The organism is Aquimarina rhabdastrellae (assembly GCA_947387485.1).
In the GTDB taxonomy this organism is placed as follows: Bacteria; Bacteroidota; Bacteroidia; order Flavobacteriales; family Flavobacteriaceae; genus Aquimarina.
Window position 1 is genome coordinate 145419 of sequence record CANDNT010000005.1, and the last position, 24750, is coordinate 170168.

The 24750-nt window shown below is 31.2% G+C and carries 22 protein-coding genes and 1 tRNA gene; 11 read left to right on the forward strand and 12 right to left on the reverse strand.

Annotated features, from left to right (window positions below; genetic code table 11):
- The first annotated feature begins 9 nt into the window (after positions 1 to 9).
- The gene (locus ACYEKI_RS10400) at positions 10 to 1101 is read left to right on the forward strand and encodes a T9SS type A sorting domain-containing protein (RefSeq protein ID WP_459211126.1); all 1092 of its coding nucleotides are present in this window, start codon (positions 10 to 12) and stop codon (positions 1099 to 1101) included.
- Between the two features lie 133 nt (positions 1102 to 1234).
- Positions 1235 to 2311, forward strand: coding sequence for an adenylate/guanylate cyclase domain-containing protein (locus tag ACYEKI_RS10405; protein WP_459211127.1), 1077 nt, complete (start codon positions 1235 to 1237; stop codon positions 2309 to 2311).
- A 70-nt stretch (positions 2312 to 2381) separates the two neighbouring features.
- Here ACYEKI_RS10405 and ACYEKI_RS10410 read toward each other — a convergent pair whose 3' ends face one another.
- The 12 genes from ACYEKI_RS10410 to ACYEKI_RS10465 form a co-directional block, all read right to left on the reverse strand.
- The gene (locus ACYEKI_RS10410) at positions 2382 to 3128 is read right to left on the reverse strand and encodes a hypothetical protein (protein WP_459211128.1); all 747 of its coding nucleotides are present in this window, start codon (positions 3126 to 3128) and stop codon (positions 2382 to 2384) included.
- Positions 3129 to 3538: 410 nt separating this feature from the next.
- Entirely contained in the window at positions 3539 to 4771 is a 1233-nt protein-coding gene (locus ACYEKI_RS10415) for a metallophosphoesterase (protein WP_459211129.1), read from the reverse strand.
- Positions 4764 to 5453 carry an NAD(P)H-binding protein gene (locus ACYEKI_RS10420; protein WP_459211130.1) on the reverse strand — a complete coding sequence of 230 codons (690 nt, stop codon included), beginning with the start codon at positions 5451 to 5453 and terminating at the stop codon, positions 4764 to 4766. Before ACYEKI_RS10420 ends, ACYEKI_RS10415 begins: the two co-directional genes overlap by 8 nt.
- Before the next feature lie 2 nt (positions 5454 to 5455).
- On the reverse strand, positions 5456 to 6346 hold the full coding sequence (locus ACYEKI_RS10425; protein WP_459211131.1) for an oxidoreductase: 891 nt from the start codon (positions 6344 to 6346) through the stop codon (positions 5456 to 5458).
- Between the two features lie 80 nt (positions 6347 to 6426).
- On the reverse strand, positions 6427 to 6975 hold the full coding sequence (locus ACYEKI_RS10430) for a cyclic nucleotide-binding domain-containing protein (protein ID WP_459211132.1): 549 nt from the start codon (positions 6973 to 6975) through the stop codon (positions 6427 to 6429).
- A gap of 350 nt (positions 6976 to 7325) precedes the next feature.
- Positions 7326 to 7895 (reverse strand): nuclear transport factor 2 family protein, encoded by a 570-nt coding sequence (locus ACYEKI_RS10435; RefSeq protein WP_459211133.1) that lies wholly within the window; start codon positions 7893 to 7895, stop codon positions 7326 to 7328.
- Positions 7896 to 7928: 33 nt separating this feature from the next.
- Positions 7929 to 8513: an NAD(P)H-dependent oxidoreductase gene (locus ACYEKI_RS10440; RefSeq protein ID WP_459211134.1), complete on the reverse strand. Its 585-nt coding sequence runs from the start codon at positions 8511 to 8513 to the stop codon at positions 7929 to 7931.
- A 103-nt stretch (positions 8514 to 8616) separates the two neighbouring features.
- Entirely contained in the window at positions 8617 to 9483 is an 867-nt protein-coding gene (locus ACYEKI_RS10445; RefSeq protein WP_459211135.1) for a helix-turn-helix domain-containing protein, read from the reverse strand.
- A gap of 289 nt (positions 9484 to 9772) precedes the next feature.
- Positions 9773 to 10723: a bifunctional helix-turn-helix transcriptional regulator/GNAT family N-acetyltransferase gene (locus ACYEKI_RS10450; RefSeq protein ID WP_459211136.1), complete on the reverse strand. Its 951-nt coding sequence runs from the start codon at positions 10721 to 10723 to the stop codon at positions 9773 to 9775.
- Between the two features lie 337 nt (positions 10724 to 11060).
- Positions 11061 to 11137: transfer RNA gene (locus ACYEKI_RS10455), tRNA-Arg, on the reverse strand.
- A 188-nt stretch (positions 11138 to 11325) separates the two neighbouring features.
- Positions 11326 to 12108, reverse strand: coding sequence for a hypothetical protein (locus ACYEKI_RS10460; protein WP_459211137.1), 783 nt, complete (start codon positions 12106 to 12108; stop codon positions 11326 to 11328).
- Between the two features lie 127 nt (positions 12109 to 12235).
- Complete coding sequence (locus tag ACYEKI_RS10465; protein ID WP_459211138.1) at positions 12236 to 12391, reverse strand: SsrA-binding protein; 156 nt, start codon at positions 12389 to 12391, stop codon at positions 12236 to 12238.
- A gap of 163 nt (positions 12392 to 12554) precedes the next feature.
- On the opposite strand from ACYEKI_RS10465, the gene ACYEKI_RS10470 reads away from it, so the two are divergent.
- The 9 genes from ACYEKI_RS10470 to ACYEKI_RS10510 all read left to right on the forward strand — a co-directional run bounded on the left by ACYEKI_RS10470 (position 12555) and on the right by ACYEKI_RS10510 (position 24345).
- Positions 12555 to 13502: a calcium/sodium antiporter gene (locus ACYEKI_RS10470; protein WP_459211227.1), complete on the forward strand. Its 948-nt coding sequence runs from the start codon at positions 12555 to 12557 to the stop codon at positions 13500 to 13502.
- Positions 13503 to 13707: 205 nt separating this feature from the next.
- Entirely contained in the window at positions 13708 to 15894 is a 2187-nt protein-coding gene (locus tag ACYEKI_RS10475; RefSeq protein ID WP_459211139.1) for a glutamine synthetase III family protein, read from the forward strand.
- Positions 15895 to 16233: 339 nt separating this feature from the next.
- Positions 16234 to 17832, forward strand: coding sequence for a hypothetical protein (locus tag ACYEKI_RS10480; RefSeq protein WP_459211140.1), 1599 nt, complete (start codon positions 16234 to 16236; stop codon positions 17830 to 17832).
- A 69-nt stretch (positions 17833 to 17901) separates the two neighbouring features.
- A complete protein-coding gene (locus ACYEKI_RS10485; RefSeq protein WP_459211141.1) occupies positions 17902 to 18414 on the forward strand; it encodes a hypothetical protein in 513 nt (170 codons plus the stop codon).
- Between the two features lie 10 nt (positions 18415 to 18424).
- Positions 18425 to 19147, forward strand: coding sequence for a CsgE family curli-type amyloid fiber assembly protein (locus ACYEKI_RS10490; protein WP_459211142.1), 723 nt, complete (start codon positions 18425 to 18427; stop codon positions 19145 to 19147).
- Position 19148: 1 nt separating this feature from the next.
- Positions 19149 to 19562 (forward strand): curli production assembly/transport component CsgF, encoded by a 414-nt coding sequence (locus ACYEKI_RS10495; protein ID WP_459211143.1) that lies wholly within the window; start codon positions 19149 to 19151, stop codon positions 19560 to 19562.
- Positions 19563 to 19572: 10 nt separating this feature from the next.
- A complete protein-coding gene (locus ACYEKI_RS10500) occupies positions 19573 to 21123 on the forward strand; it encodes a CsgG/HfaB family protein (RefSeq protein ID WP_459211144.1) in 1551 nt (516 codons plus the stop codon).
- A 47-nt stretch (positions 21124 to 21170) separates the two neighbouring features.
- Complete coding sequence (locus tag ACYEKI_RS10505; protein ID WP_459211145.1) at positions 21171 to 22661, forward strand: carboxypeptidase regulatory-like domain-containing protein; 1491 nt, start codon at positions 21171 to 21173, stop codon at positions 22659 to 22661.
- A 355-nt stretch (positions 22662 to 23016) separates the two neighbouring features.
- A complete protein-coding gene (locus ACYEKI_RS10510; protein WP_459211146.1) occupies positions 23017 to 24345 on the forward strand; it encodes a hypothetical protein in 1329 nt (442 codons plus the stop codon).
- The last annotated feature ends 405 nt before the right edge of the window (positions 24346 to 24750 follow it).

A 24750-nucleotide genomic window follows, 5' to 3' on the forward strand; every position in this document is an offset into this window, starting at 1 on the left:
CCTACTACTATGAAAATTAAAAATGTTCTAACGAAACAAATAACATTCATTTTATTGATGTTATTAGGATGTAGCAAAATGATTTCTCAAGATATCAATTTTACTTTTGCAAATGCTCAAGTGACTAGTGATGGGGTAGATCATTATTATGATGCAGATATAATGATTGCGAGCACCATCGATTTTAAACTAGGATCGGGACAATTATACTTGACGTATAATACCGCTGCTTTTGGCGAAAATATTCATGCTAACAATGCAATAACATACTCACAACCTAACGGAACTATTTTAGCCGAAGAATATGGAGGTTTTGAAGCATATAAAGATTTTATCCAAAACGATAATACTTCATCTAGAGTTTCTTTGGCTTTTCAGCAAGGGCTAAGTGCTGGAGCTATTACAACCAATAATGTCACAGCAACGCCTAGAGCTTTATTACATATTAGAATTAAGTTTATAGATGTTAACGAAGAGCCTATGATTGCTTTTGAAACAGGAGCAGTATATCTCGATCAGTTCTATACTGCATGTGGACCTACAGTCAGCAGTGATTTTGCAAATTGTACAGGAGCACCAGGAATGCAATTAATTAATGATACTTTTGATTCCACAAATTCACCAGATACAACAGCACCAGTCATTACACTTACAGGTGATAATCCACAAGAAATTTTATTAGGTTCTGGTTATACAGAATTAGGAGCGACTACAGATGATGGATCAACAGTAACAATTAATGACTCAGCCTTTGTTGATGCAATTGGAGCATATACAATTTATTATGATGCTACAGATATAGTAGGTAATACAGCCATGCAAGTATCAAGAGAAGTTAATGTGGTAACCGTATTAAGTGTTGTAGATCATGAATTGAATCAAATACAATTAACTCCAAACCCAGTCACGAATCACTTTAAGATTTCGGGAATATCAAATAATGCTCAAATCAGTATATATGATATGAATGGACGTAACTTGAAAAAAATACATATGACTAATGATCAATTAACATCAGTAGAAGAATTACCTATAGGGGTATATTTTGTTAGAATAACTCAAGGAAACGAAAGAAAAGTTATTAAGGTGGTTAAAAATTAAATTAAAAATTGAGATAACAGCTTATGAAAATAAAAAATCTAGTTTTGTATTAATTAGATCTTTTGAATTAAATTATAAAAAAGGATTTGAATTTTATATATTCAAATCCTTTTTTAATGATAATAAATTGAATTTGAAAAACAGTATTTATAATTACATTAAAGTATTTAGAGAATCAATTATATTCTGGACAATAATGTTAGGAATGTTTTCTGTATTCAGGTACTATGGAGTTCCAGATGAGGCTGGTGTGCAGATAAGTAAAGAATATGAAGGTGCTTATGAATTACCAAGATCATTAATTATTTTCTCAATTTTCGGTTTTTTAATAGGTATAGTTAATGCCTGTATAGAAATTATTTTTGATCGATTTGTACCCAAACGATTACCTATATGGTTTAATTTGTTTATTACTTCGTTTGCTTATTTAACTATGGTAATACTTATTGCTACAGTAATAATCGAAAATATTAATAACATCTACAATTTAGATTTAAATAACGATTTTGGATGGTGGAGACAGGACAAAACGTTTAGAGTAATAATGCTCTATATCTTTTTTATGGGAACCCTATACGCTTTTATTAAAATAGTGAATGATAAATTCGGTAAAGGAGTATTACTAAAAATGTTATTAGGAAAATATAAAACACCTAAAGAAGAAAAACGCATATTTATGTTTTTAGATTTAAAATCATCAACGACATATGCAGAACGATTAGGACACCAACGATATAGTCAATTTATACAGGATTGTTTTTATGACCTTAATGATATCGTAGAACAATATGAAGCAGAAATTTATCAATATGTAGGGGATGAAGCAGTGCTAAGTTGGCCTTATAAAAAGGGAATAAAGCGTAATAATTGTATAGCACTTTTCTTTTCGTTTGAAGAGAGATTACAAGGTAAAAAAGATTATTATATAAAAAAACATGGAGTATTTCCAGAGTTTAAAGCTGGAGTACATGGAGGCGTACTCATCGTAGCCGAAGTAGGTATTGTTAAAAAAGAACTAGCCTACCATGGCGATGTGATTAATACAGCAGCACGTATACAAGGAGAGTGCAATAATTATGAAGCAACATTAATAATCTCTGAAGACTTATTAACCCAATTAGATACAAAAGATTACCAAGAAAAACATCTAGGAAATGTAAGATTAAAAGGGAAGAAAAAAGAAATAAATATTTATAAGATTACTTCTTAAAAATAGATTAATAAAAACCAATAAAGCATAGCTTGATAGCTATGCTTTATTGGTTTTATAGCTTTTATGATTAAATCAAATGAATTTCTCCTGTTTCAAGATTTAATAGATAAGAATTTCCATTAGTAAAATCAATTTGAGCTTCATCTTCGTTTAAAAAAGTAACCGAACCATTAAATGAATTAACAGTATCACTTTCGCTATAAGCGGCACTTAAAGTAAAGGTAGAAGTACCAGAAGTGATATAACTAGTAGACTTGTCAACATTTAAACCTGTAAAAGACATGGAATAAACCGTATCTAAGCTATCTTGATAAACCTTTGAAAACCAATTTCCATCACGACGATAAGAACCACTATAAATTTCATGTGTAGTAGTATCTTCTAATCCAGTTACAATAAAACTAGCTTCAACATCTTCTTGAGAGGTGAAATATATTGCATCGGTATTTTGAAGTGCTGTAATGTTATAGGAAATTTGTTCGACAGGAATACAAGATTTGGCATAGCTTTCGTCAAATTGATAAATTGAAGTAACATTTCCAAAAATTGAAGAATAATGTAATGTACCGCTATTAGATGCTTGTTCTTCACAGTTGAGGTTATTAGCTATTTGAGTACTTACATAATTAATATTAGAAGCGATACCATAAGTATTATATGCTAGAGAAGTCGCCACAATTTCGGCAGCTCTTTCTTCAGATACTATAATGACAATAGTGTTATCATCATTTGTATCACAAGCTGTAAATGATAGTCCCAAGACAGCAATAACGATTAATGTTAATTTGTTAAAATTACTTTTTAGTGTTTTCATTTTTAATGTATTTAACTTTTAAAAAAAGAGACTCTCTTTTACAAGAGCCTCTTTTAAAACCTAATTGTTCAACAGTGTACTTAAAATGTCAACAAACTATTATCAAAATTGTAGTTAAATGTAATCGATATCTTAATGAGTTATTCTATTTATGAATATCGCAAGCAATAAAATAAAATCATAGAGGGATTATAGTAACTGATAATAGCAATTGATTTAATTACACAGTTCAAAAGTATCGTCTAACTTTTCTGTAATTAAGGAAAAGAAAGTGAAGCGACACAAAAAGAAAGTGAAATGACTAAAGTGGGAATTGAATAAAAAAGGGTATGTCAGATAAAAACTTTCAAATACAAATTAGGATTTTTTTAATCGTTGAACATTAATGTTATAATATAGCAGGCTAGTGATCAAATAGGTTTAATTCCTTTTTTAAGATTGATTACTGTTATTTCTGGCCAAATACCAATTCTACCTGGATAAGCTAAAAAACCAAAACCTCTATTTACATTTAAGAATCTATTATTTTCTTTATAGATACCAGCCCAATATTTGTAGCGCCATTTGATGGGACTCCACTTAAACCATCCAGGTATTTCTATACCCATTTGCATACCATGAGTATGGCCACTCAGCGTTAAATGATAATGAGTTTTATGTTTTACTATTTTTTCTTCCCAATGGGTAGGATCGTGACTCAATACTATTTTAAAATCACTAGAAGATATTCCAGCAGAAGCGAGATTTAAATCGCCTTTTTGTTTAAATCCTTTTCCCCAGTTTTCAACACCAATAATAGCAATACGATCGTTATTTTTAGTGATAAAACGATTCTCATTAAGCAAAAGATCAAAACCAATCTCTTTTTGAATAGCTTTTAAAGCTTCGAGATTTTGTTCTTTTTGCATAGCATTTTCCCATTGTACATAATCACCATAATCATGATTCCCTAGAATAGAATACATACCATCTTTGGCATGAAGTTTAGTAAATACAGCTTTCCAAGGTTCCATTTCTGTAGCAGTAAGATTTACCATGTCACCAGTAAATAGTATAACATCAGATTGCTGTTTATTTATTAAGTCAACAGCATAAGTTATCTTTTCTTTATTGTCAAAACTACCACTGTGTAAATCACTGATTTGAGTAAGTTGATAGCCATTGAAAGCTTCAGGTAAATCTTCAAAATACAAGGTGTATTTTAATACTTTAAAGTTATATTTTCCTTTAATGATGCCATATAAGAGTGACGTAAAAGGAATTGCAGCCAGTCCTAATGCCAATTGCTTTACAAAAATTCTTCTAGAAGGGATGTAAAGTGTTTCTTTAGTCGAGTTAGAAGTGCTTAAATATGTATAAAAAGCCTTTATAAACCTAAACAGATCCTCGCCTAGAAATAATAAAGCTATGACCAATTTAGAAATATAAACGATAAGAAAAATACCTGTAATGATATTAGATGTTTGAATAGATAATGAAGATCTACCAATAGTATAAATATAAAGAATTCCTCCTAGTATTAATACACTAGAGAATATATAACTTATTTTAATCCAGATATGATGAGAAAAAGACTTTATAAGTTGAAAACCATAAAAATCTATTATGGCAATAGCAAGGCAAAAAAGAAAGAATCTAAGCATCTGTAGTTGATAATTTATTGTCCCAATTAGAAAGTGTTAGTACCTCGTTTCGAGAATAAGATACTATTGGAGTTTGATTTTTTTTATAAAAACTATTCAGCATTGCTTTGGCTACCAGTTTAGCTTTTATAGGTTGATGTTTTTGTAGTGAAGGGAATAGTTTTGAAAGCAATAAAAATAGAGGTAGCGCTAGTTTTTCGCCTAATCGTTTTTGAGTTCTTTGACCTAATAATCCATTAGGCTTAATAAATGTTATTGTTTTAAATGGGAGTAATTTAATTTGTTCTTCTAATTCAGCTTTCATTTTTCGATAATAATTAACAGTATTTATTTTTGCCCAAGGAGAAGAAACTAAAACATAATGCGTAACGCCGTTTTGAACCCCACATTTAGCTGCTTGATATTGATACATATAATCAACTAATCGTTGTTGCTGTTTACTTCCTGCTTGTTTTAAAGTAGTACCTAGAGATGAGAAAAGAACATCTCCTTTAATATACCTTAAGTAATGATGAGTGTTATTAAAATCAATAATACATTCTGTTATTTTGGGGTGATTAAAATTAGTTTTTCTACGCGTAATTAATTTTAATTCTTTGCAGTTAGTATCTTCAATTAAATAGCGTACTAGATGACTTCCAGTTAGTCCAGTTGCCCCTAGAATAATAGCAGTAAACCTCATAATCAAAAATAAATACCAGTTACTTGTTCAGATATGTTCCAAAGGTGTTTAGCAGTGTCTTTATCCAATGTTTTTTTGTCCATTTTTGCAAATGAAGGATAACCGCTAATGCCATACCTGGGCCCATAATAATCCAATGGTTGTACATGAGGATCGGTAGCAGCTCTTAAAGCTGGTAAAGCACCTTTCCATACAGGTTGAGCCATTTTTTTGGAGAGCCATCCACCTATACCTTTTGTCTGCTGGCGTTCTGTAGCTGTAAGACCAGGATGTGCAGCAACAGAAATTGCAGAAATACCATCACTATCAAACTTGTGTTGTAAACTACGAGCAAAAAATAAATTGGCTAATTTGCTATCCCCATAAGACTTGGTTCTATGGTAAGGACGTCTTTCCCAATTTAAATCATCAAAATTGAGATCACCAAATTTATGACCACCACTACTCATGGTTACTACTCTAGCATCGGGTGTGTTTTTTAAAACTGGATAAAGTAATCCTGTTAAAGCAAAATGGCCATAGTGATTAGTAGCCATATGCATTTCTAAACCAGTTGGGGTTATTGTTCTATTTTTTAGATTTACAACAGCAGCATTATTGATTAATATATCTAATCTTGAATAGGTTTGATTAAAAATTGAAGCAAAGTTATGTATAGATTTTAAATCCGTTAAATCTAGAGGAATTGTAACAACATCAATGTTGTTATGTAATTGTTGTTTGATTTTTTCTACAGCTTCCTTTCCTTTTTGGGCAGAACGGCAAGCAATGATAAGTATAGCATTTTTCTTTGCTAATTGTAAACTGATTTCAAAACCTAAACCTCTATTACCGCCTGTGATAATGACTACTTTTCCTGTTTGATCAGGTATATGTTGTGTATTCCAGTTCATAAATAAACACTAATAAGGATGAACTGCAAAACTCTTTCTTTTCCTGTATTTAAATCTGAAACTAATTTCAGAAATGAGTACTATAATTTATGTTTTAATCTGCTTAACCATTGAGGCGATATTCCTAAAAAGTTGGCGATATATTTTGAAGGAATATGTTGTAAGATTTGAGGGTAATGAAGATGTAAATATTGAAACATTTCAAGAGAATCTAAACTTATAAGCTGTGCGCGCATGGCATTTTTCTCGAGCAAGGTTTTTATTCCATAATCTTGAATAAAAGCAGCATGTTTTGAGGTTTGTAAAAAATGATTAAAATCTTCTTTTTTGATATGAATTACAGTAGTATTTGTAAATGTTTTTAAATGATATTTTGACGGCTCATTGAGATAGAAAGCTTCAGCAATACTGGCAATAGGATGAAAGTTAGGAGTGAAAAAATTAATAGCTCGTTCTACCATAGTTTTAGGATGAACATGAAGCAGTACTAAACCACCATCGAGTACAAGAAATAGTTCGTTTACTTTTTCTCCTAATTGAATCAAAGAATGATGACTTTTTAATGTTCTTTCAATTCCTATTGTAGAGAGTTCTTTGATTATGGTATTAGGTAATTCACTTTTAAACATATTAAGAGGGATGCTTTTAATATAAATGTACCTTTTTTATTGTAAATAAAGCAGATTTCACAAGTTTAGTAGTAAAATCCGTTTTATTTTGTTATTTCATGTTATCAATTAGTATTTGTTGTGCATGTATTGTCTCTAAATATTCTCTTGCTGTTTTAATTTTTCCGTTTTCAAATTCAAAAGCAAAATGATAGAGGCCTCGATATTCTTTACCTTTAATTATTTTACAACTAATAGTATATAAAAGGAAAATTATAACGATTTAATATTTCTGAATATAAGAATCCCATTATACAGTATCTTTTAAAGAATATATAATGGGATATTGAATGATATTTAAACGATATTTATTATTGAAATATATTAGCAATCATTGATGGAAGGTTATCATACATAATAATACGTTCTTTAACTAGCCAACCTCTATCTTCGGTTTTAATCCAAGTATCGTTAAACGTCCCACTAATTATTAGAGGAAGAGCTTCTTGATTAACATCTCCGAATAATGAAAAAGTATAGCTTACTTTTGTTTTTGCAATGGACTCTGTCAGCTCTTGGACTGAAATTTTACTTAAAACGTGCCTAATAGCGCCATTTTCTAAACCTCTATTCAGTTGAGTTCTACTATCCATATTAGCTTGTAAACCGTCTACACGATAAAGCAATTCTTTGTTTAATGGCTTATAAACCTGAAAAGAAATATCTTCGGTATAGAAGTTCTTAAATTCCTCAGGGCGATTTTCATCCCAGGCAAAGGTATAATCAACTATTTTTTCTTTTAAGTCTGATATCTCTAAAAGTATTTTTATGTCTTTTTGTGTTTTGGTTAAAACATCATTGTTTGACCTTATCTCCTTGTTATTACAAGAAAAGATTGCTAGACTTAATGCCGAAAAAGCTAGATATTTAAGTATTCTCATAATTCTTTTTTTGTTTACTGATTATATATGTTATTAAGTAAATAGGTGTTGTAAATGTGTATCAAAGCGTTTAAAGTCATCTTCAATTGTTGGGTTTTTCATAACATCATAGGCGGCAAATGTTGGTAATGCTTCTGCTGCAAAAAATCGCATATTCATATGCATAGGAAAGAATAAATCGTCTACAGATTTTCCTTGAAATAAGTATTCTTCTGGATTATTAAATGCTTCTTTTGGCGCATTAAAAGTAACAGAAAGCATATATTTAGTACCATTTAATTGTCCTCCAGTTCCATAATTCTTTTCTGGATTACTTTCAGAACGACCATCGTTTTGACATAAGATTCCGTTTGTTCCAGAACTGTATATGATATCTATATATTTTTTAAAACTCCATGGCATTCCCATCCAATTTACTGGAGCTTGAATTAAAATAAAATCTGCCCATATGTGCTTGTTCAGTTCTTCATTTACATCATGTTCTTCTTGCATAGTGGTGATTTTTATGTCATAGCCTTTTTGTAGAAAAAAAGACTTTGCTTTTTCGGTAAAACTTACATTTAGTTTTCCTTCAGAAAATGGGTAATATTGATGTGCATTGATAATTAATACGTTCATGACTTTTGGTTTAATTAATAATGTCACAAAATTATTAACTAGCACAGGTGAGTATTATAGACATTTTACTGAAAAACAGATACAATGTACTGTAGACTAAAGGTTATTTGTTACTACGGAATTGTGAAGGAGAAATGTTTGTTCCTTTTTTAAAAAAGCGAGCAAAGTAATTAGGGTAGTCAAAACCTAAACGATAGGCTATTTCAGAAATTGACATTTTTGTTTGGAGTAATAGGATTTTTGAAATTTTGATGATTTTATTATCAATATGTTCTTTGGCAGTTTGATTTGTATTGCTCTTAATGATATCACTCAAATAATTAGTTGAAGTATTTAATTTATCAGCAAAATAACCAACGGTAGCAAGTCTTTTTATTTCTGAATTAGGAGTATAATAATTTTCAAGTTCATTAAAAAAATCATCAACTAATCTGTGATATTTATCTTGTTGTGAGTTGAATTGACGGGTATAAAACCGCTCGATATAACTGAAAATTAAATTACAATAGGCTAATAAAACAGTTAAAGATTCAATATTGTTATTGTATTCTTTTACAGTATCCTGAAATAGGTTTATAAGTTGAAATTCTTCAGCTTTAGTTAAGAAAAGTGCTTCGTGCCCGCCATAATTCAAAAAACTATGATTCAAAAACGGATTAGTGTTAATTAATGAAGGACATATTTGAATATAAAATCCAGAGGCATTTTCTTTTAAGTCCCATTCAAGCTTAGTTCCAGGAGAAGAAAAGAACATTTGCCATTTTCCAATTTGATTGTTATTTACACCAAATGCCAAAGGATCAACAAAATCAAACTTTAATGAAATACGATAAAAATCAAGATATATAGGAGGTGATTTAAGTAGTTGATTTTCAATTTCGTCATAAATTCCAACATCTATGTTATTATATTTAGGTGGTTTTTTACCAAAATAGGTGTTGAATTCTGATATGGTTTTTACACGTTCCATTATTAGCTATTAAAAAACAAAAATAATTTTCATTTTTTGCTTGAAATGATACAAATTACTTTTTTTAGGATACAATGTACTTTTCATTTTGTACATAGCTTTAATGTTAGCTGAGTATATGTCATATTTATTTATAAAATAGAGGTAAAGGCGATTGTGTAAGTCAAATGAATTTCTGAAAATTGTATTGCTACAGAACTAGCTAAGAATGAATCTACATTTAATTTTTCCAATCCATTAAGTCATCTTTTATGACCATTGCTATTTTATTTTTGTAGGTCATGTTTCATTATAATCTAAGTTCCATTTGAATATTACATCGCTGATAAGGTGTATAATGCCCAACTATTTTTTGAAACCCAAGTTTTTTGTAAAGTGATATAGCAGGTTTTAGTATAGTGTTACTCTCAAGATAAATATGTGAAGCATGTAGAGATTTAGCTTTTTCTATTATTGCTTTGCCTAATAAATATCCAACACCTTTCCCTTGTGCTAGAGGAGAAACTGCCATTTTTGCAAGTTCATAATCATACTTTTTATCTTGCATTTTAATAAGAGCACAAACCCCTAAGATAGTACCGTTTTCTATGGCTACTAGAATTGCACCACCTTTATTTATGATGTAATCTTCAGGATTATCTAATGCTTTTCTATCGGCATCCTCCATTTTGAAATAACGTTCAATCCACTCTTTGTTTAGCTGTTTAAAAGCAGTATGATGTTCTGTGGTGTACTCAATAATTTCTACCTCTTGAGATTCCCTAATTTTTTTTTGTTCCTTTACTCTATTTAATAATGGTTTTTCATTTAATAAATACTCGAATTCTTGAATTGCTAACCAAATATTATGTCTTGTTTGCTTTAAAGCCTCCTGTATAGCTTTTTCAACATCGGTATATTGTTCTTTTATTTTTTCTGATATAGCTATTCCTTTTTTAGTTAAAATAATATTGTTTATTCTTCCATCAGATTTATCTTTTTGCTCTTTTACTAGATCTGATTTTGACATTTCTCTGACAATTTTTATTACAGAAGTATGAGAATGTCCAATTCCCTTAGCTATTGAAGTAATTGACTTTCCTTCATTTTGATTTGAAAGAAAATAAAAAACAGGAAACCATTTAGGTTTTAATTCTATATCATAAAGTTTGTAAATTAATTGGGCATCGTCTGTAATCCTATTACTTAAATCTCTTAACCTACTACCTAATGCCATTTCTCCGATACTATCAAAATCCATTGTAATATATGTTTATGGTTATGTAACTAGTTTCAAATATATAAAATTAATTGATATTGTAGTTTGAATTAATTTTAAAATCAAGAAATAAACTTTTTGTTTTTGGAATGTTTTGTATTAATTCTTCCTTAAGATTTAACAGTATCAATCACAAAAGTTGTAGGTGAATTATGTTTATGGATAATAAATATAGATTAATGATTTTGGTTCAATCGAACTTATCCCTAATCACTCTTTACTTAAAAAAAGATACAACAATTGTTTTTGATTTGTGAAATGGATAATTTACGCAAAAGTGTATAAAAATAAAAAACTCCAGTAAGTACTGGAGTTTTGTTGGTGACCTCGGCAGGATTCAAACCTGCAACCTCTTGAGCCGTAATCAAGTGCACTATTCAGTTATGCTACGAGGCCGATATGTTTTGCAAAACGTTTGTTTGTTTTTGCGGTTGCAAATATATGTACTTTTAGAGTTATGACAAAGAAAAAAGCTAAAAAAATATAACTTTTTTTAGCTTTCTCTGTTTAGTTGTGGTTAATTCTTTGTATTTTAATAAGTTAATTTTGTTGTGGTGGAAAATATTTTTTGCGTTATAATAAAATTACTTTTTTGTAGTCGCTACAATAGCGCCATCTTTTGCTTTTTTGCCATAGACACTCATTGCAGTTTTAGGTTTAAGAAAATCTACAACATCGAGTTCATCAGCTTTAGCAAGTTTATCTAATGTTTCAAAATCAGCTTCTTTGCCATCTATGATAATAAGCTTATCAATATCTGGATTATCTACAAAGTGATATTTATTTTTTGATGAAAATTGATTTTGAAAAGAATTGAAATGATTCATAAAGTTTTGCCCTTTTTGACTTTGTAAAGCTTCTTCAACAATCTTATTGATATTAACCATTTGATCATTAAAAGAATCGTGGTCAAATTCAAAAACAAAACCATTCTTTTGTAGTAAACTATCAATATTAGGAATATGCTTCATATTCCCTTTAGAGAAAGCAAACATAGAATTACTCTTTGTAGTTACAAATAGAGCACCGTCTTTTACTCCTAATTCAATATCGGGTATAGCTTGAGTAGAAGAAGATGAGTATTGACTTCTATTATTTCCTTGTTCGATAATGATATGAATACCTGTAATTTCATTATCTGTATTAAATTTGATGTTCTTTAATTCTAATTTAATACCATTTTCTTCAAAAAATGACTTTAGATCTTCAAGTTCTTTCTCTGAAGTGTTTTTGGTAATTACAGCTGTGATTTCATTATCAGAAATAACTGTAGCTACACTGTTTGAATGAGTTGTTGTAGTCGATGCAGAAGCCGAAAAAGAAAGCATTCCTAAAATACCAACTCCAATAAGAATATATTTTTTCATGAGTATGATCTATTTTTTAATAACTGACACTCTAATGACTTTGGAAAACAGAAGATGTTGCAGAGAATGCTCTAAAAAATAAAACAACCCTTAAAAAGAGATGGTGAAATATAGGATGTAATACTACTTATTCGCCTAGAGCACGTTTAGTTACATACAATCGCCAAGCAAAAATTGCTAATTGTATTTTGGAAGCGTTTGCAAGATCCAAACGTTTTTTAGTAAAACTTGGTAAAATAGCTTTATTGATTTTGGCTAATGATTTATAAAAAGAATGTTTCAAGATGTTGATTTTGAGAGCAAAAATAATAAATAAAAAAAGATTTCAAAATGAGTGAATAAAGATGAAGATTAGAAAATTACAACGAATTATTTTAAATAAGAACTAGGCGAACTAAACTTCATTGTTATATCTTCGCATCTACAAAATTTATAAAATTATGATGATAAGTATACTATATGTAATTATAGGATTTGTTTTATTAGTTGTTGGAGGAGAATATTTAGTAAGATCTTCTGTAGGATTGTCGTTCAGATTACAATTATCTAAGATGGTAATAGGGCTTACTGTAGTATCTTTTGCAACCTCTGCACCAGAGTTATTAGTGAGTTTACAAGCTGCACTTGATGGATTATCAGATATGTCTCTGGGTAATGTAATCGGATCTAATATTGCTAATATAGGTTTGGTTTTGGGGATAACAGCAATCATAGGACCATTAGCTATCGATCGTGATTTTTATAAATTTAATTGGCCTGTAATGGTATTGTTATCTTTTGGACTATATGTGATTTTGGATAATGACGGAATAATAAGTAGAGAAGAAGGAGGCATATTATTAGCTGCATTAGTACTGTATTTAGTACTCTTAATAAAAAGAGCGCGTAAAAATTCAGACGCAGTCGTAGAAGAAGTAGACGATGCTTTAGCGAAAGTATCTAGTTTTAAAATAATCATATGGTTATTGATAGGAGCAGTAGCCTTATATTTTGGGTCAGAGTTACTGGTAAAAGGAGCCGAAGCTATTGCTAAAGCAGCAGGAATTAGTGATGGTGTTATAGCAGTAACATTAATAGCAGTAGGAACAAGTGTACCAGAATTAGCAGCCTCTGTAATCGCAGCACTAAAACAAGAAAAAGCAATTTCGTTAGGAAATCTAATTGGGTCTAATATTTTTAATATAGCTTCAGTTTTAGGACTTACAGCTTTAGTTCAACCAATTAAAGCTAATGAACCAGCTTTAATGGATGTAAATATTATATGGATGTTAGGTTTTGCCTTGGTTTTATTACCATTAGCATTTATTCCTAAGCAAATGGTCATAGGAAGGCTTAAGGGAGTTATCATTTTTGGAGCCTACTGTATTTTTGTAGCACTTGTCTTTATAAAATAAAGAAAAAATACGATATATAGATTAAATTAAAGCAACCAATTGGTTGCTTTTTTGTTGTATTGGTGTTTTGAATTTGTGTTTTTAGTGTTTTTATGGTGGGGTGTATTTTTTGTTTTTATGCTTTTTTATAAACACACCCCTGTTAAAAACAGGGGTTAATGTTTTTTAATTGCGAATATTTATATATTTGCATAAAAACTAAATCATGTCAACACTAAGATTTCAAGCTTTAAAAGAAACATTAAGTAGAGAACCAATTCACATTGATGAATCAGAACGTCGTTCTGCAATTTTTGGAGAAAATGTATTTGATCAAAATACAATGCTACAATATTTGACAAAAGATGCCTATAATAGTGTTATAGATGCTATTGATCATGGATCAAAAATAGATCGTAAGGTAGCAGATCAGATTTCTTCGGCAATGAAAGATTGGGCTTTATCTAAAGGAGTAACACATTATACACACTGGTTTCAACCACTTACAGGTGCAACAGCAGAAAAACACGATGCATTTTTTGAAACAATAGGTAATGGAAGAGCTATAGAGAAATTTGGTGGAGGACAATTAGTACAACAAGAACCAGATGCCTCTTCGTTTCCCAATGGAGGTATCCGTAATACTTTCGAAGCAAGAGGATATACTGCATGGGATCCTACATCGCCAGCATTTATTTATGGAACAACATTATGTATTCCTACAGTATTTGTATCGTATACAGGAGAAGCATTAGATTATAAAACACCTTTATTAAGAGCATTACAAGCAGTAGATGGAGCAGCAACTGCAGTAGCTAAGTATTTTGATAAAAATGTTAAAAAAGTAAATGCATCTTTAGGATGGGAGCAAGAATATTTCTTGATTGATAGCGCATTAGCAGCATCAAGACCTGATCTTGTAATGACAGGAAGAACATTGTTAGGACATTCTCCAGCCAAAGGGCAACAATTAGATGATCATTATTTTGGTAGTATACCTGTGAGAGCACTAGCATTTATGATGGATCTAGAAATGGAGTGTATGCGTTTAGGAATACCTGTTAAAACAAGACATAACGAGGTAGCACCTAATCAGTTTGAATTAGCTCCGATATACGAAGAAACAAACTTGGCAGTAGATCACAATTCCTTATTAATGGATGTGATGGATAAAGTAGGAGCAAGACATAATTTTAAAGTATTATTACACGAGAAACCATTTGCAGGAGTAAATGGATCGGGTAAACATAATAACTGGTCATTAGGAACAAACACTGGAGTAAATCTATTAAGCCCAGGAAAAACACCTATGAGTAACCTACAGTTCTTAACATTCTTTATCAATACGATCAAAGCAATCTATGAACATGAAGAATTGATGAGAGCTGGAATAGCATCGGCTAGTAATGATCACAGATTAGGAGCTAATGAAGCGCCACCAGCTATTATTTCTGTATTTATTGGAGATCAATTATCAGCCGTATTAAAAGAATTAGAAGGTGTAACAGACGGTAAGTTATCACCACAAGAAAAAACAGACTTAAAATTAAATGTAGTAGGTAAGATTCCTGAAATATTATTAGATAATACAGATCGTAACCGTACTTCTCCTTTTGCCTTTACAGGAAATAAATTTGAGTTTAGAGCCGTAGGATCTACAGCAAACTGTGCAAATCCTATGACGATTTTGAATACTATAGTTGCAAAACAATTACAAGAATTCAAGAAAGAAGTTGACACATTAATAGACGAAAAGGATCTTAAAAAAGACGAAGCTATATTTAATGTTCTAAGAGAGTATATCAAGCAATCAAAAGATATTCTTTTTGAAGGAAATGGATATGGGCAAGAGTGGGAAGAAGAAGCTGCTCAACGTGGATTAAGTAATAACAAAACGACTCCAGATGCTTTAAAAGCAAAAGTTTCAGACAAATCAATAAAGTTATTTGATGAAATGGGAGTAATGAGTGAAATAGAAACCAAAGCTCGCTATGAAATTGAAGTAGAAGAATATGTAATGCGTATTCAGATAGAAGGAAGAGTACTAGGAGATATCGCTAGAAATCATGTAATACCTACAGCGATTAGATATCAAAATATCTTAATCAATAACGTAACAGGATTAAAAGATCTTTATGGAGATGACTACAAAAAATATGCAGGAGAACAATTAGAAATAATAGAAGCTATTTCTAAACATATTCATAAAGTAAATGTAGGAGTTACTACGATGATTAACGAACGTAAAAAGGCTAATAAACTAGAAGATATCGAACAAAAAGCTCATGAGTATTGCTATAAAGTGAAGCCTTTGTTTGACGAAATACGTTATAGTTGCGATAAAATGGAGTTAATGGTTGAAGATGAACTATGGCCATTAACAAAATATAGAGAATTATTATTTACTAGATAACGAAAGAAAAAACCTACAAAATTGATTTTTTTAAAAGAAATTTTAAATTTTAACAAAATCTTTTGAATTACGGAAAAACCACAATAAGAGCAGATTTTATTGTGGTTTTTCTGTTTGTATTTCATCGAATAATTTGTTGACAATGTTGAAGTTAATTTTAATTTTTGTAATTTAGGACTGTTGAATTAGTAAAACAATTTAACCCCCTCACCCTTAAAAATCCCAATATTTAATTCCCTACCCCCTTATAATAATATAGAGATTAGTCATTTCTATTTACTGTCGTCATCGTATACCCTATATAAAGTTGATTTTTAACCAATTTAAATATATTACACGATGAAAAAGTTAATATTAGGCATTGCAGCGATGTTAGTATCGGTGGCTCTAGTTGCTCAGGCGAATACAAGTACTGTAAATCAGTCAGGAACGTCAAATGGAGCTACAGTATCACAAGCAGGAACATCAAATAATTCAGACATTAATCAATTTGGTTTAAATGGACCAGGTAGTGGTATTGGAAATCAATCTGCAGTAAATCAAATAGGAACAGATAATGATTCTAAGATTAAACAAGCAGGAGATTACAACTTAGCAGATGTGTTCCAATGGGGAGCAAGAAACTCAGCCGAAGTAGATCAAGGAGTAGGATATGCAGAAGATAATAGCGCTGCGATTACTCAGATTGGAGATGATAATAGCGCATTTCAACGTCAGCGATTTGATAACAACTCGGCGAGTGTGACTCAAATAGGGAATAACAATAGTTCAAGACAACTTCAAAGTAGTGGACCTAATCAATCTCCAGGAAATACCGCATATGGTGAACAATGGGGAGACGATAATGTCTTACTTCAAACACAAAATGGTAATAGTAATAGTGCAACTTCTTATCAAGGAACTGGATTAGCAGATTCAAGCACAGGTGGTTTTGTACAACAAGATCAGGAGGGAGATGATAATACAGCTTATGCAGAGCAAGAGCAAAATGATAATACTATTTATCAAGAACAATTAGGAGATGGAAACTATGCTAGAGCTACACAAAACTTATCTACTTCTGGAGGAGACAATGAAGCAGATCAATATCAAGAAGGAGATTATAACAGAGCATACTCAAGTCAAGAAGGATCAGATAATGATGTAGATCAGGATCAAATTGGAGACCGTAACTGGGCAAGATCAGCACAAAGAGGTGATGATAATTCAAGTACAATAGACCAAGATGGAGATCGTAACTGGGCACATTCAAGACAAAGAGGTGATGATAATTCTAGTGATATAGAACAAGATGGATATAGAAACCGAGCAAGTATGCGTCAAATAGGTGATGATAATATAGCTTCTCAAAGTCAAGATGGAGTATTAAATAGAGCTAGTGGATTACAAAAAGGAGATGGTAATAGCTTAGTACAAGATCAAGATGGGTTTAGAAATAGAGCAAGATCTGTTCAAGGAGATATGGCAGCAGCTTCTAATAATGGGATAGTAATGCAATATCAAGATGGAGTACGCAATGATGCTTATGCAGAACAACATGGAGAAAGTAATGAGATTTATCAAGTTCAAGTAATGAGAAATAATAGTGCAAGTGCTATTCAAAATGCTTCAACCGCTGGAGGAAATAATGTAGCAGGACAATTACAATATGGAATAGGAAATACAGCTACCATTAGCCAAGAAGGATCAGGATTGATATTAGGAGAGTCAAATGCTGCTGGACAAGCACAATTTGGAATCAATAATACAGCTACAACTACACAAAGAGGTGCTTATAATGTAAGCGGAATGCTTCAAATAGGAGTAGATAATGTGGCAACTGATATGCAGACAGGATTAGGAAACCTTAGTTTAGTTGGACAATTTGGTACAGGACATATGAGTTCAGTAATTCAAAGTGGATTAGGAAACACATCATTTGTAACACAAAGTAACTAGAATACGATAGGAGTAATGAAAAGGAGTACACTATTTAGTACTCCTTTTTAATTTTAAATATAAGTAAGGATGAAAAGCAAGAGAAAAAATAAATGGAATTTCTTACTTATTGTGTTGATAATTTGTAACTTAGGAAGTGCGCAGGAACTATTTGTAATAGATGACGCTGGAGTAGCTAGAAGAGATTTAAAAATACTTAATCAAGTACAAGAAAATGCTCTTTTACAGCAACAAACACAAATAATAAATTCATCTGTTTTTATACAACAAATAGGGGTGAAAAATAATATCCATACTCAAGTTGAAGCAGCATATACACAAATTGAAGTATATCAAGAAGGGACTTTAAATAATATAGAAATTGATGAAATTTCAAAAACTGTATTAAAAGATATTAAACAGATTGGAAATGAGAATAGCATCACGGATTTTTCATTTAATCCAGAAATTACAACACAATTAGAACTAAACCAATTAGGCGATAATTTGACTTTTGAACGATTTGGGACTAATGAATTAACAAAAAGTCTAAAGTTCACTATGATGGGTAATAATAAAACAATTATAGTAAGAAGTTTTTAAAAATGTTGAAATGAAATTAATACCACATATGATATTTATAATGTTATGCTGTCAATTAGGAGTGGCACAAATAACGAATAAAGATGTGGTAGCCAAATTTAAAATCAAGCAGTTAGATGATAGCTATACGATAATAAGTACAGCAACAAATACAACTGAAGTATATAAAAGTCTAAAATATTCTTTATTGATAGTACAAACAGCAAAGAATACAGGAGAAGTGACCAAAACTAATCAAGAAGAACGATTTACTCTAGAAGCGAATGAAACCAAAGAATTAGGAATAACAACTGTAGACAAAGAAGAAAAAGATAAGATCGTGATTGTCCTTTTGATTTATGAAGAAGATGAAATTATAGGAAAAGACCGTATCGCGATTAACGAAAAAAAAGAAAAACCAAAGCAAGAAGAAGAACAAAATGACGGGATAGAATTAAAGGGGATTGTTATAGAAGAAACCAAAACAAAACCAGGAAGAGATTTTTATGAAGCATTTTATAATGCCTATACCTTTAGTAATATCAATGGAAATAAAATAGTAGGAGTCTATGAAACATTAAGCTTTGGGAGAAGTACGATTATTCAAGTAAAAATAGAAGATGTCTTAATTCAAGAATTTATAGGCAAACCAGATCAAGAATATTTAACGCAAATGGCAAATGTTACTTTAAGAAAAGTGTATAAATATTTTAAAGATTTAAAGAAACAAGAAAAGCATATAAAACAATATTGATATGATGACGAAAAATATAATTTTTACCGTGATTATAGGGCTATGCTGTATGACAAGTGTACAAGCACAAGATTTAGTATATAGACCAAAGAATCCTGCATTTGGAGGAGATACGTTTAATTATCAATGGTTGTTAAGCTCAGCCGAAGCACAAAATAAATTTACAGAAGAAACAAACACAGGACGTGAAGAACGATCCGATTTGGAGCGATTTACAGAAAACCTAAATAATCAATTATTGAGTCAGATATCTCGATCATTATTTAGTGATCAGTTTGGAGAAGATGGACTCACAGAAGGAACCTACACTTTTGGAACCTTATTTATAGAAATCTTTCCTTCGTCAGAAGGTTTGGTAATCGATATACTCGATACCAGTACAGGAGATCAGTCACAAGTAATAATACCAAATTAACAGAGACAGTATGCAGAGCAAAATGTTTAAGGGAATCTTATGGTTAATTTGTATGTGTACATTGATAAGTTGTGGAGCATATTTTAATCAACCTATTGCCCAAGAAAATGCACGATTGGGTGAAATTACACCAGTTACAACTACATTAAAGGAGTTACCTTTACCAGTAGAACCTGTGGTAGTAGGAGTGTATAAATTCAGAGATCAAACAGGACAATACAAACCAACAGATAATGGAAGTACCTTTAGTACTGCAGTAACACAAGGAGCTACGACAATATTGCTTAAAGCACTTGAAGATTCAAAATGGTTTGTACCTATAGAGCGAGAAAACTTGAGCAATTTACTTAACGAAAGAAACATCATACGCTCAACACGAAAAGAATATCGTAAGACTAAGAATCCTAATGAGCCGCAATTACCACCATTATTATATGCAGGAATATTATTAGAAGGAGGAGTGATCTCATATGATTCAAATATCATTACCGGAGGATTAGGAGCAAGATATTTTGGGATAGGAAGTTCAACACAATATAGACAAGATCGTATCACAGTATATTTAAGAGCAGTATCAACGTCAAGCGGAAAAATATTAAAGACAGTCTATGTCTCCAAGACGATATTTTCACAAGCATTGGATGCAAACTTTTTCAGGTATGTAAAGTTTAAGAGGTTATTAGAAGCCGAGACAGGATTTACCAAAAACGAACCAGGACAATTAGCGGTAAGTGAAGCCATAGAAAAAGCGGTAGAAGCGTTAATAGTAGAAGGAATAGAAGATAGGTTATGGAAACCAAAAGCTTCAAATGCAGAGATAAATAATTTGGTAGCAAATTATAATGCCGAGAAAAATGAAGCAGAAAATACAGGATTATACGATAGGTATTTTCAAGAACGTAGAGGAAAGAAGTCCGTATTTGTAAAAGGAGGAACAGCCTTAATTAGTGGAGATTATAATGATGCGGAGTTTTCATATTCAGCAACTGTAGGAATGCGATGGTATATAAGTCCATATGTAAATGTTAATGGTAGTTTAAATAAGTTTGAATTAAGGAATGAGCAATTTTTTTCAGAAGGATTTAATGCCTTCAATGCCAATGCAGAATTGACTTTATTGCCTTATGAGAAATTGACTCCATTTATGTTTGGAGGAGCAGGAGTCGTTAATAATGATGGATTTGATCAAACAGCATTTAAGCTGCAATATGGAGGAGGGCTTGAATATCAACTAACGGATAAAGTAGGAATAATGGCAAGTGTAACTCACAATTTACCACTGAGTGATAAGTTGGATGGAGTGGTACAAGGAAAGTTAGATGATCAATACTTTAATTTTTCGGTAGGATTGAATTGGTATTTTGATACTCCAATCATAAGAAATAAGCAGAGAAGGTTAGTCCAAAGAAGCACAGATCAAGCTATACGAAGAAAGAGTAGGGCAGTAGAAACATCGGCAACAGAATCCAATAGAGCCTTTAGGAGAGAAAAGAGACGAGCATTACGAAAACTAAGAAAGCGTAATCGAGATTTAATGGATAAGTGGTTAAGAGATTACTAATAATTAAGAGAGTCAGTATACAAGAAGATAAGTTAAAAAGAAAAGAAATGAAGAAACGTTATTTATTATATATAATAGGTCTCTTGATTACATTTTTGATGACCAGCTGTAGTGAAGATACTATCGATGCAGAAGGCTTAGGAACTATAAAAGGGAAGGTCGTAATGATGGGAACAAATGAACCTTTGGCAAATGTAAAGGTTTCTACCAATCCTAATACTAGTACAGTGTTTACTAACGAAGAAGGAAACTACGTATTAGAAAATGTACCAGAAGGAGATTATTCATTAAGTGCAGAGCGAGAAGATCTTTTGACAGAATTTGAGGCAGTTTCAGTGATTGTAAATAGCGAAGTAGAAATTGTTTTTGAAATGGAAATATCTACAGCTAATAATAAACCCGCAGATGCACCAATATTGAATAGCCCTGCAGATAATGCTACAGAAATACCAATTACTACAGAATTAAAATGGAGTGGAAGTGATCCAGATGGAGATACATTGACTTATACACTGACTATTCGTAATGATGAAGATAGTACAGTAGAAGTTTTTGAAAATATAACAGATACCTTATATACCGTTTCTAATTTGGATTATGGGACAAAATATTTTTGGCAAGTAGCGGCTAGTGATGGAATTAACGCAGCAACAAATAGTGCAACTTATGCTTTTGAAACAGTAGTAGTACCTAATAATAGAATTATTTTTACGAGAAGTATTGATGGAAATAATGTGATTTTTTCAACAGATGATGCTGGAAATGAAATACAATTAACTCCTAGTGACCGTAATAGTTTTAGACCTAGACGTAATCCTACCGTAGGTAAAATAGCATTTTTACGAACTATAGGAGCAGAAACACATTTGTTTACTATGAATGAAGATGGAATGAACGAGCAACAAGTGACATCTAGTGTTCCTATTGCTGGTTTTAACCTAGCAGAGATAGATTTTTCATGGGATGATAATGGGGCAAAATTATTATATCCTAATCAAGATAAATTATATAATATCAATATAGACGGAAGTGGATTAACATTGGTTTATCAAACCACAAACGGAAATTTAATTACAGAAGTAGATAAAAATATAGCAACAGGAAAAATAGCTTTAAAAACTAATGATTTGGATGGGTATAATGTCGAAATTTTCACCATAAATAATTCAGGGGTAATTCAAGATGTTATTCTCACAGGAGAATTAGGAGCAGCTGGAGGTCTTAATTTCTCTATAGGAGCATCGACATTGTTGTACACAAGAGATATATCAGGGTTTGAAAATGCAGGATATAGACAATTAAACACACATATATTTCTATACAATTTCAATGACAATTCTACAGTTGACCTTTCCGAAGAAAAAACAGAAGGAACAAATGATTTAGATGTACGATTTTCGCCCAACGAAGCTTCTATCATTCTAATGAATACTTCTAATGATGGAGTATCGCAACAAAATCTTTTTATAATAGAGATCGACAATATAGATAATAGAACCTTATTTAAAGAAAATGCAGCAATGCCAGATTGGGAGTGATTTTTTATGTATTTGATTTTTAGAGTGTTAAAAAGAAAGAAACAGCTTACATACAATAAATTTTTAAAGAAAAAATAAAAATTTAACATTTAGCTATAAACCGAATTATACAGCAGAAAACTATATGTTTTTTGCTGTTTTTTTTGCTGCACTTTATCGAGTTTTTGGTTAATATAATATTGTTATATGGATAATTTTGTACATTAGTGTTGCTGAACTGAAAGAAAGTTCGCATACTTCAACCCCCGCCTAAAATCATCTTCACGTAAAAAAACGAACGTGTTTAAATACAGGATAAAAGTTATTGTGAAAACCCATAAGCATAGAATTTTTACCAATTTAAATATATCACACAATGAAAAATTCAATTTTAGGAGTAGCAGCGATATTGATATCGGGGGCTATGGTTGCTCAAACTAGTACGAGTAACGTTAATCAATTAGGAAGCTCAAATGCTTTAACAGTAAGTCAGACAGGAATGAATAATACCTCATCCATAAATCAGATGGGATTTGGAGAAGGTATAGGTGGACTCGAGAATATGGCTGTAGTGAGTCAAGATGGAGTAGAGAATACTTCAAATATTAAACAAGAAGGTGATCATAATGAATCCAATGTTTTTCAATTAGGAGCTCGAAATACAGTTGATGTTCTTCAAGGTATGGCACATGTTACAGGAAATGTCTCAATTGTTGAACAATGGGGAATAGATAATACGGCAACTCAGAGACAAACAGGAACTTCAAATGAAGCTATTGCAATTCAAGGTAGTGCGATTTTTACTTCTAGAGGAGGTATAGTGGAACAAACGCAGGAAGGAAATGATAATAGTGCTTTTGCGCAACATGAAGAGGATCGAAATCAAGTATATCAAACTCAAATAGGAGATCGTAATAATATAGAATCATTACAAAATATATTTACGTTTGGAGGTGATAATATATTGACGCAAGATCAACTAGGAAACGGAAATGGAATTATAACAGAGCAAGACGGATCATTTAATACCGCAGATCAAGATCAGATAGGTGATTTTAATATAGCTTTTATAACTCAAGAAGGACTTCGTAGTAGTATAATACAAAGTCAAGAAGGAACGAGTAATCGTTTGAATGCAGAACAATTTGGACCAGATAATGAACTTATCCAGATACAACTAGGTACAGAAAATAATGCTGTAGCAGGTCAAGGTAGTTTTTTTACAGAATCTCGTAACGGATTTATAGGTCAAGCCCAAAATGGAGAAAGAAATAATGCGATAGCATTGCAAGAAGAGGATAGAAATGAAATTTTTCAGATTCAAGAAGGAGCGGATAATAGTGCTAGAGCTACTCAAAATCTCTTATTTTTTGGCGGAGATAACTTAGCCGTACAGTATCAAGTAGGAGAAGGAAATTTAGCAACAATAAGTCAAGAAGGATCTAGTGAATTTGGAGAAGGATTGCTAGGAAGTAATAATATAGCGTTTCAAGTACAATTCGGTACAGAAAATAGAGCTGTAACCGCTCAAAATGGACAAGGAAATATAAGCGATATACTTCAAATAGGAAGCTTAAATAATGCAGAGGATACTCAAATAGGAATTAATAATTCTAGTTTAGTGACTCAAATAGGGACCTCACTTAATAGTAATATAATACAAAACGGGATAGGTAATATTTCTGAAGTAATACAAACTAATTAATCTAAAAATCAAAATTGTGAGTTAAAATAAGAGGAGTATTTAAATACTCCTCTTAAAATTAATGATAAAAAATGATCAAATAAGAATATAAAAAAGAACCATTTTTGAATATCTAATGGTATTTAAAAAATAAGAAGGGGGAATTGTACTAAAATAAAAGGGGCTAAACCCCCTAAATACGTGATTATACGTGAGATGAAGCCGAAAGAAAAGGCTTACAAAAGCTTTTTTAAATAATGTTAAATAAAATTTTAACATTTCCGTTAAAACCGTATTAAAATTGCAGGAAACAATACTTTTTTATACAATTATGAAAGATGCATTTTGTCGAATAGTTAGTGAATATAGTATTGAGATTAGTTTAATTTTATACTTTAGTACTGTTGAATTATTGAATGGTTCACA

What these genes read in the sequence shown, in the direction of transcription:
- ACYEKI_RS10500 (WP_459211144.1), top strand. Translation starts at nt 19,573, where the DNA reads ATGCAGAGCAAAATGTTTAAGGGAATCTTATGGTTAATTTGTATGTGT.
- ACYEKI_RS10440 (WP_459211134.1), bottom strand. Translation starts at nt 8,513, where the DNA reads ATGAACGTATTAATTATCAATGCACATCAATATTACCCATTTTCTGAA.
- ACYEKI_RS10505 (WP_459211145.1), top strand. Translation starts at nt 21,171, where the DNA reads ATGAAGAAACGTTATTTATTATATATAATAGGTCTCTTGATTACATTT.
- ACYEKI_RS10480 (WP_459211140.1), top strand. Translation starts at nt 16,234, where the DNA reads ATGAAAAAGTTAATATTAGGCATTGCAGCGATGTTAGTATCGGTGGCT.
- ACYEKI_RS10485 (WP_459211141.1), top strand. Translation starts at nt 17,902, where the DNA reads ATGAAAAGCAAGAGAAAAAATAAATGGAATTTCTTACTTATTGTGTTG.
- ACYEKI_RS10445 (WP_459211135.1), bottom strand. Translation starts at nt 9,483, where the DNA reads ATGGAACGTGTAAAAACCATATCAGAATTCAACACCTATTTTGGTAAA.
- ACYEKI_RS10400 (WP_459211126.1), top strand. Translation starts at nt 10, where the DNA reads ATGAAAATTAAAAATGTTCTAACGAAACAAATAACATTCATTTTATTG.
- ACYEKI_RS10430 (WP_459211132.1), bottom strand. Translation starts at nt 6,975, where the DNA reads ATGTTTAAAAGTGAATTACCTAATACCATAATCAAAGAACTCTCTACA.
- ACYEKI_RS10450 (WP_459211136.1), bottom strand. Translation starts at nt 10,723, where the DNA reads ATGGATTTTGATAGTATCGGAGAAATGGCATTAGGTAGTAGGTTAAGA.
- ACYEKI_RS10460 (WP_459211137.1), bottom strand. Translation starts at nt 12,108, where the DNA reads ATGAAAAAATATATTCTTATTGGAGTTGGTATTTTAGGAATGCTTTCT.
- ACYEKI_RS10475 (WP_459211139.1), top strand. Translation starts at nt 13,708, where the DNA reads ATGTCAACACTAAGATTTCAAGCTTTAAAAGAAACATTAAGTAGAGAA.
- ACYEKI_RS10425 (WP_459211131.1), bottom strand. Translation starts at nt 6,346, where the DNA reads ATGAACTGGAATACACAACATATACCTGATCAAACAGGAAAAGTAGTC.
- ACYEKI_RS10510 (WP_459211146.1), top strand. Translation starts at nt 23,017, where the DNA reads ATGAAAAATTCAATTTTAGGAGTAGCAGCGATATTGATATCGGGGGCT.
- ACYEKI_RS10490 (WP_459211142.1), top strand. Translation starts at nt 18,425, where the DNA reads ATGAAATTAATACCACATATGATATTTATAATGTTATGCTGTCAATTA.
- ACYEKI_RS10410 (WP_459211128.1), bottom strand. Translation starts at nt 3,128, where the DNA reads ATGAAAACACTAAAAAGTAATTTTAACAAATTAACATTAATCGTTATT.
- ACYEKI_RS10415 (WP_459211129.1), bottom strand. Translation starts at nt 4,771, where the DNA reads ATGCTTAGATTCTTTCTTTTTTGCCTTGCTATTGCCATAATAGATTTT.
- ACYEKI_RS10420 (WP_459211130.1), bottom strand. Translation starts at nt 5,453, where the DNA reads ATGAGGTTTACTGCTATTATTCTAGGGGCAACTGGACTAACTGGAAGT.
- ACYEKI_RS10495 (WP_459211143.1), top strand. Translation starts at nt 19,149, where the DNA reads ATGATGACGAAAAATATAATTTTTACCGTGATTATAGGGCTATGCTGT.
- ACYEKI_RS10435 (WP_459211133.1), bottom strand. Translation starts at nt 7,895, where the DNA reads ATGAGAATACTTAAATATCTAGCTTTTTCGGCATTAAGTCTAGCAATC.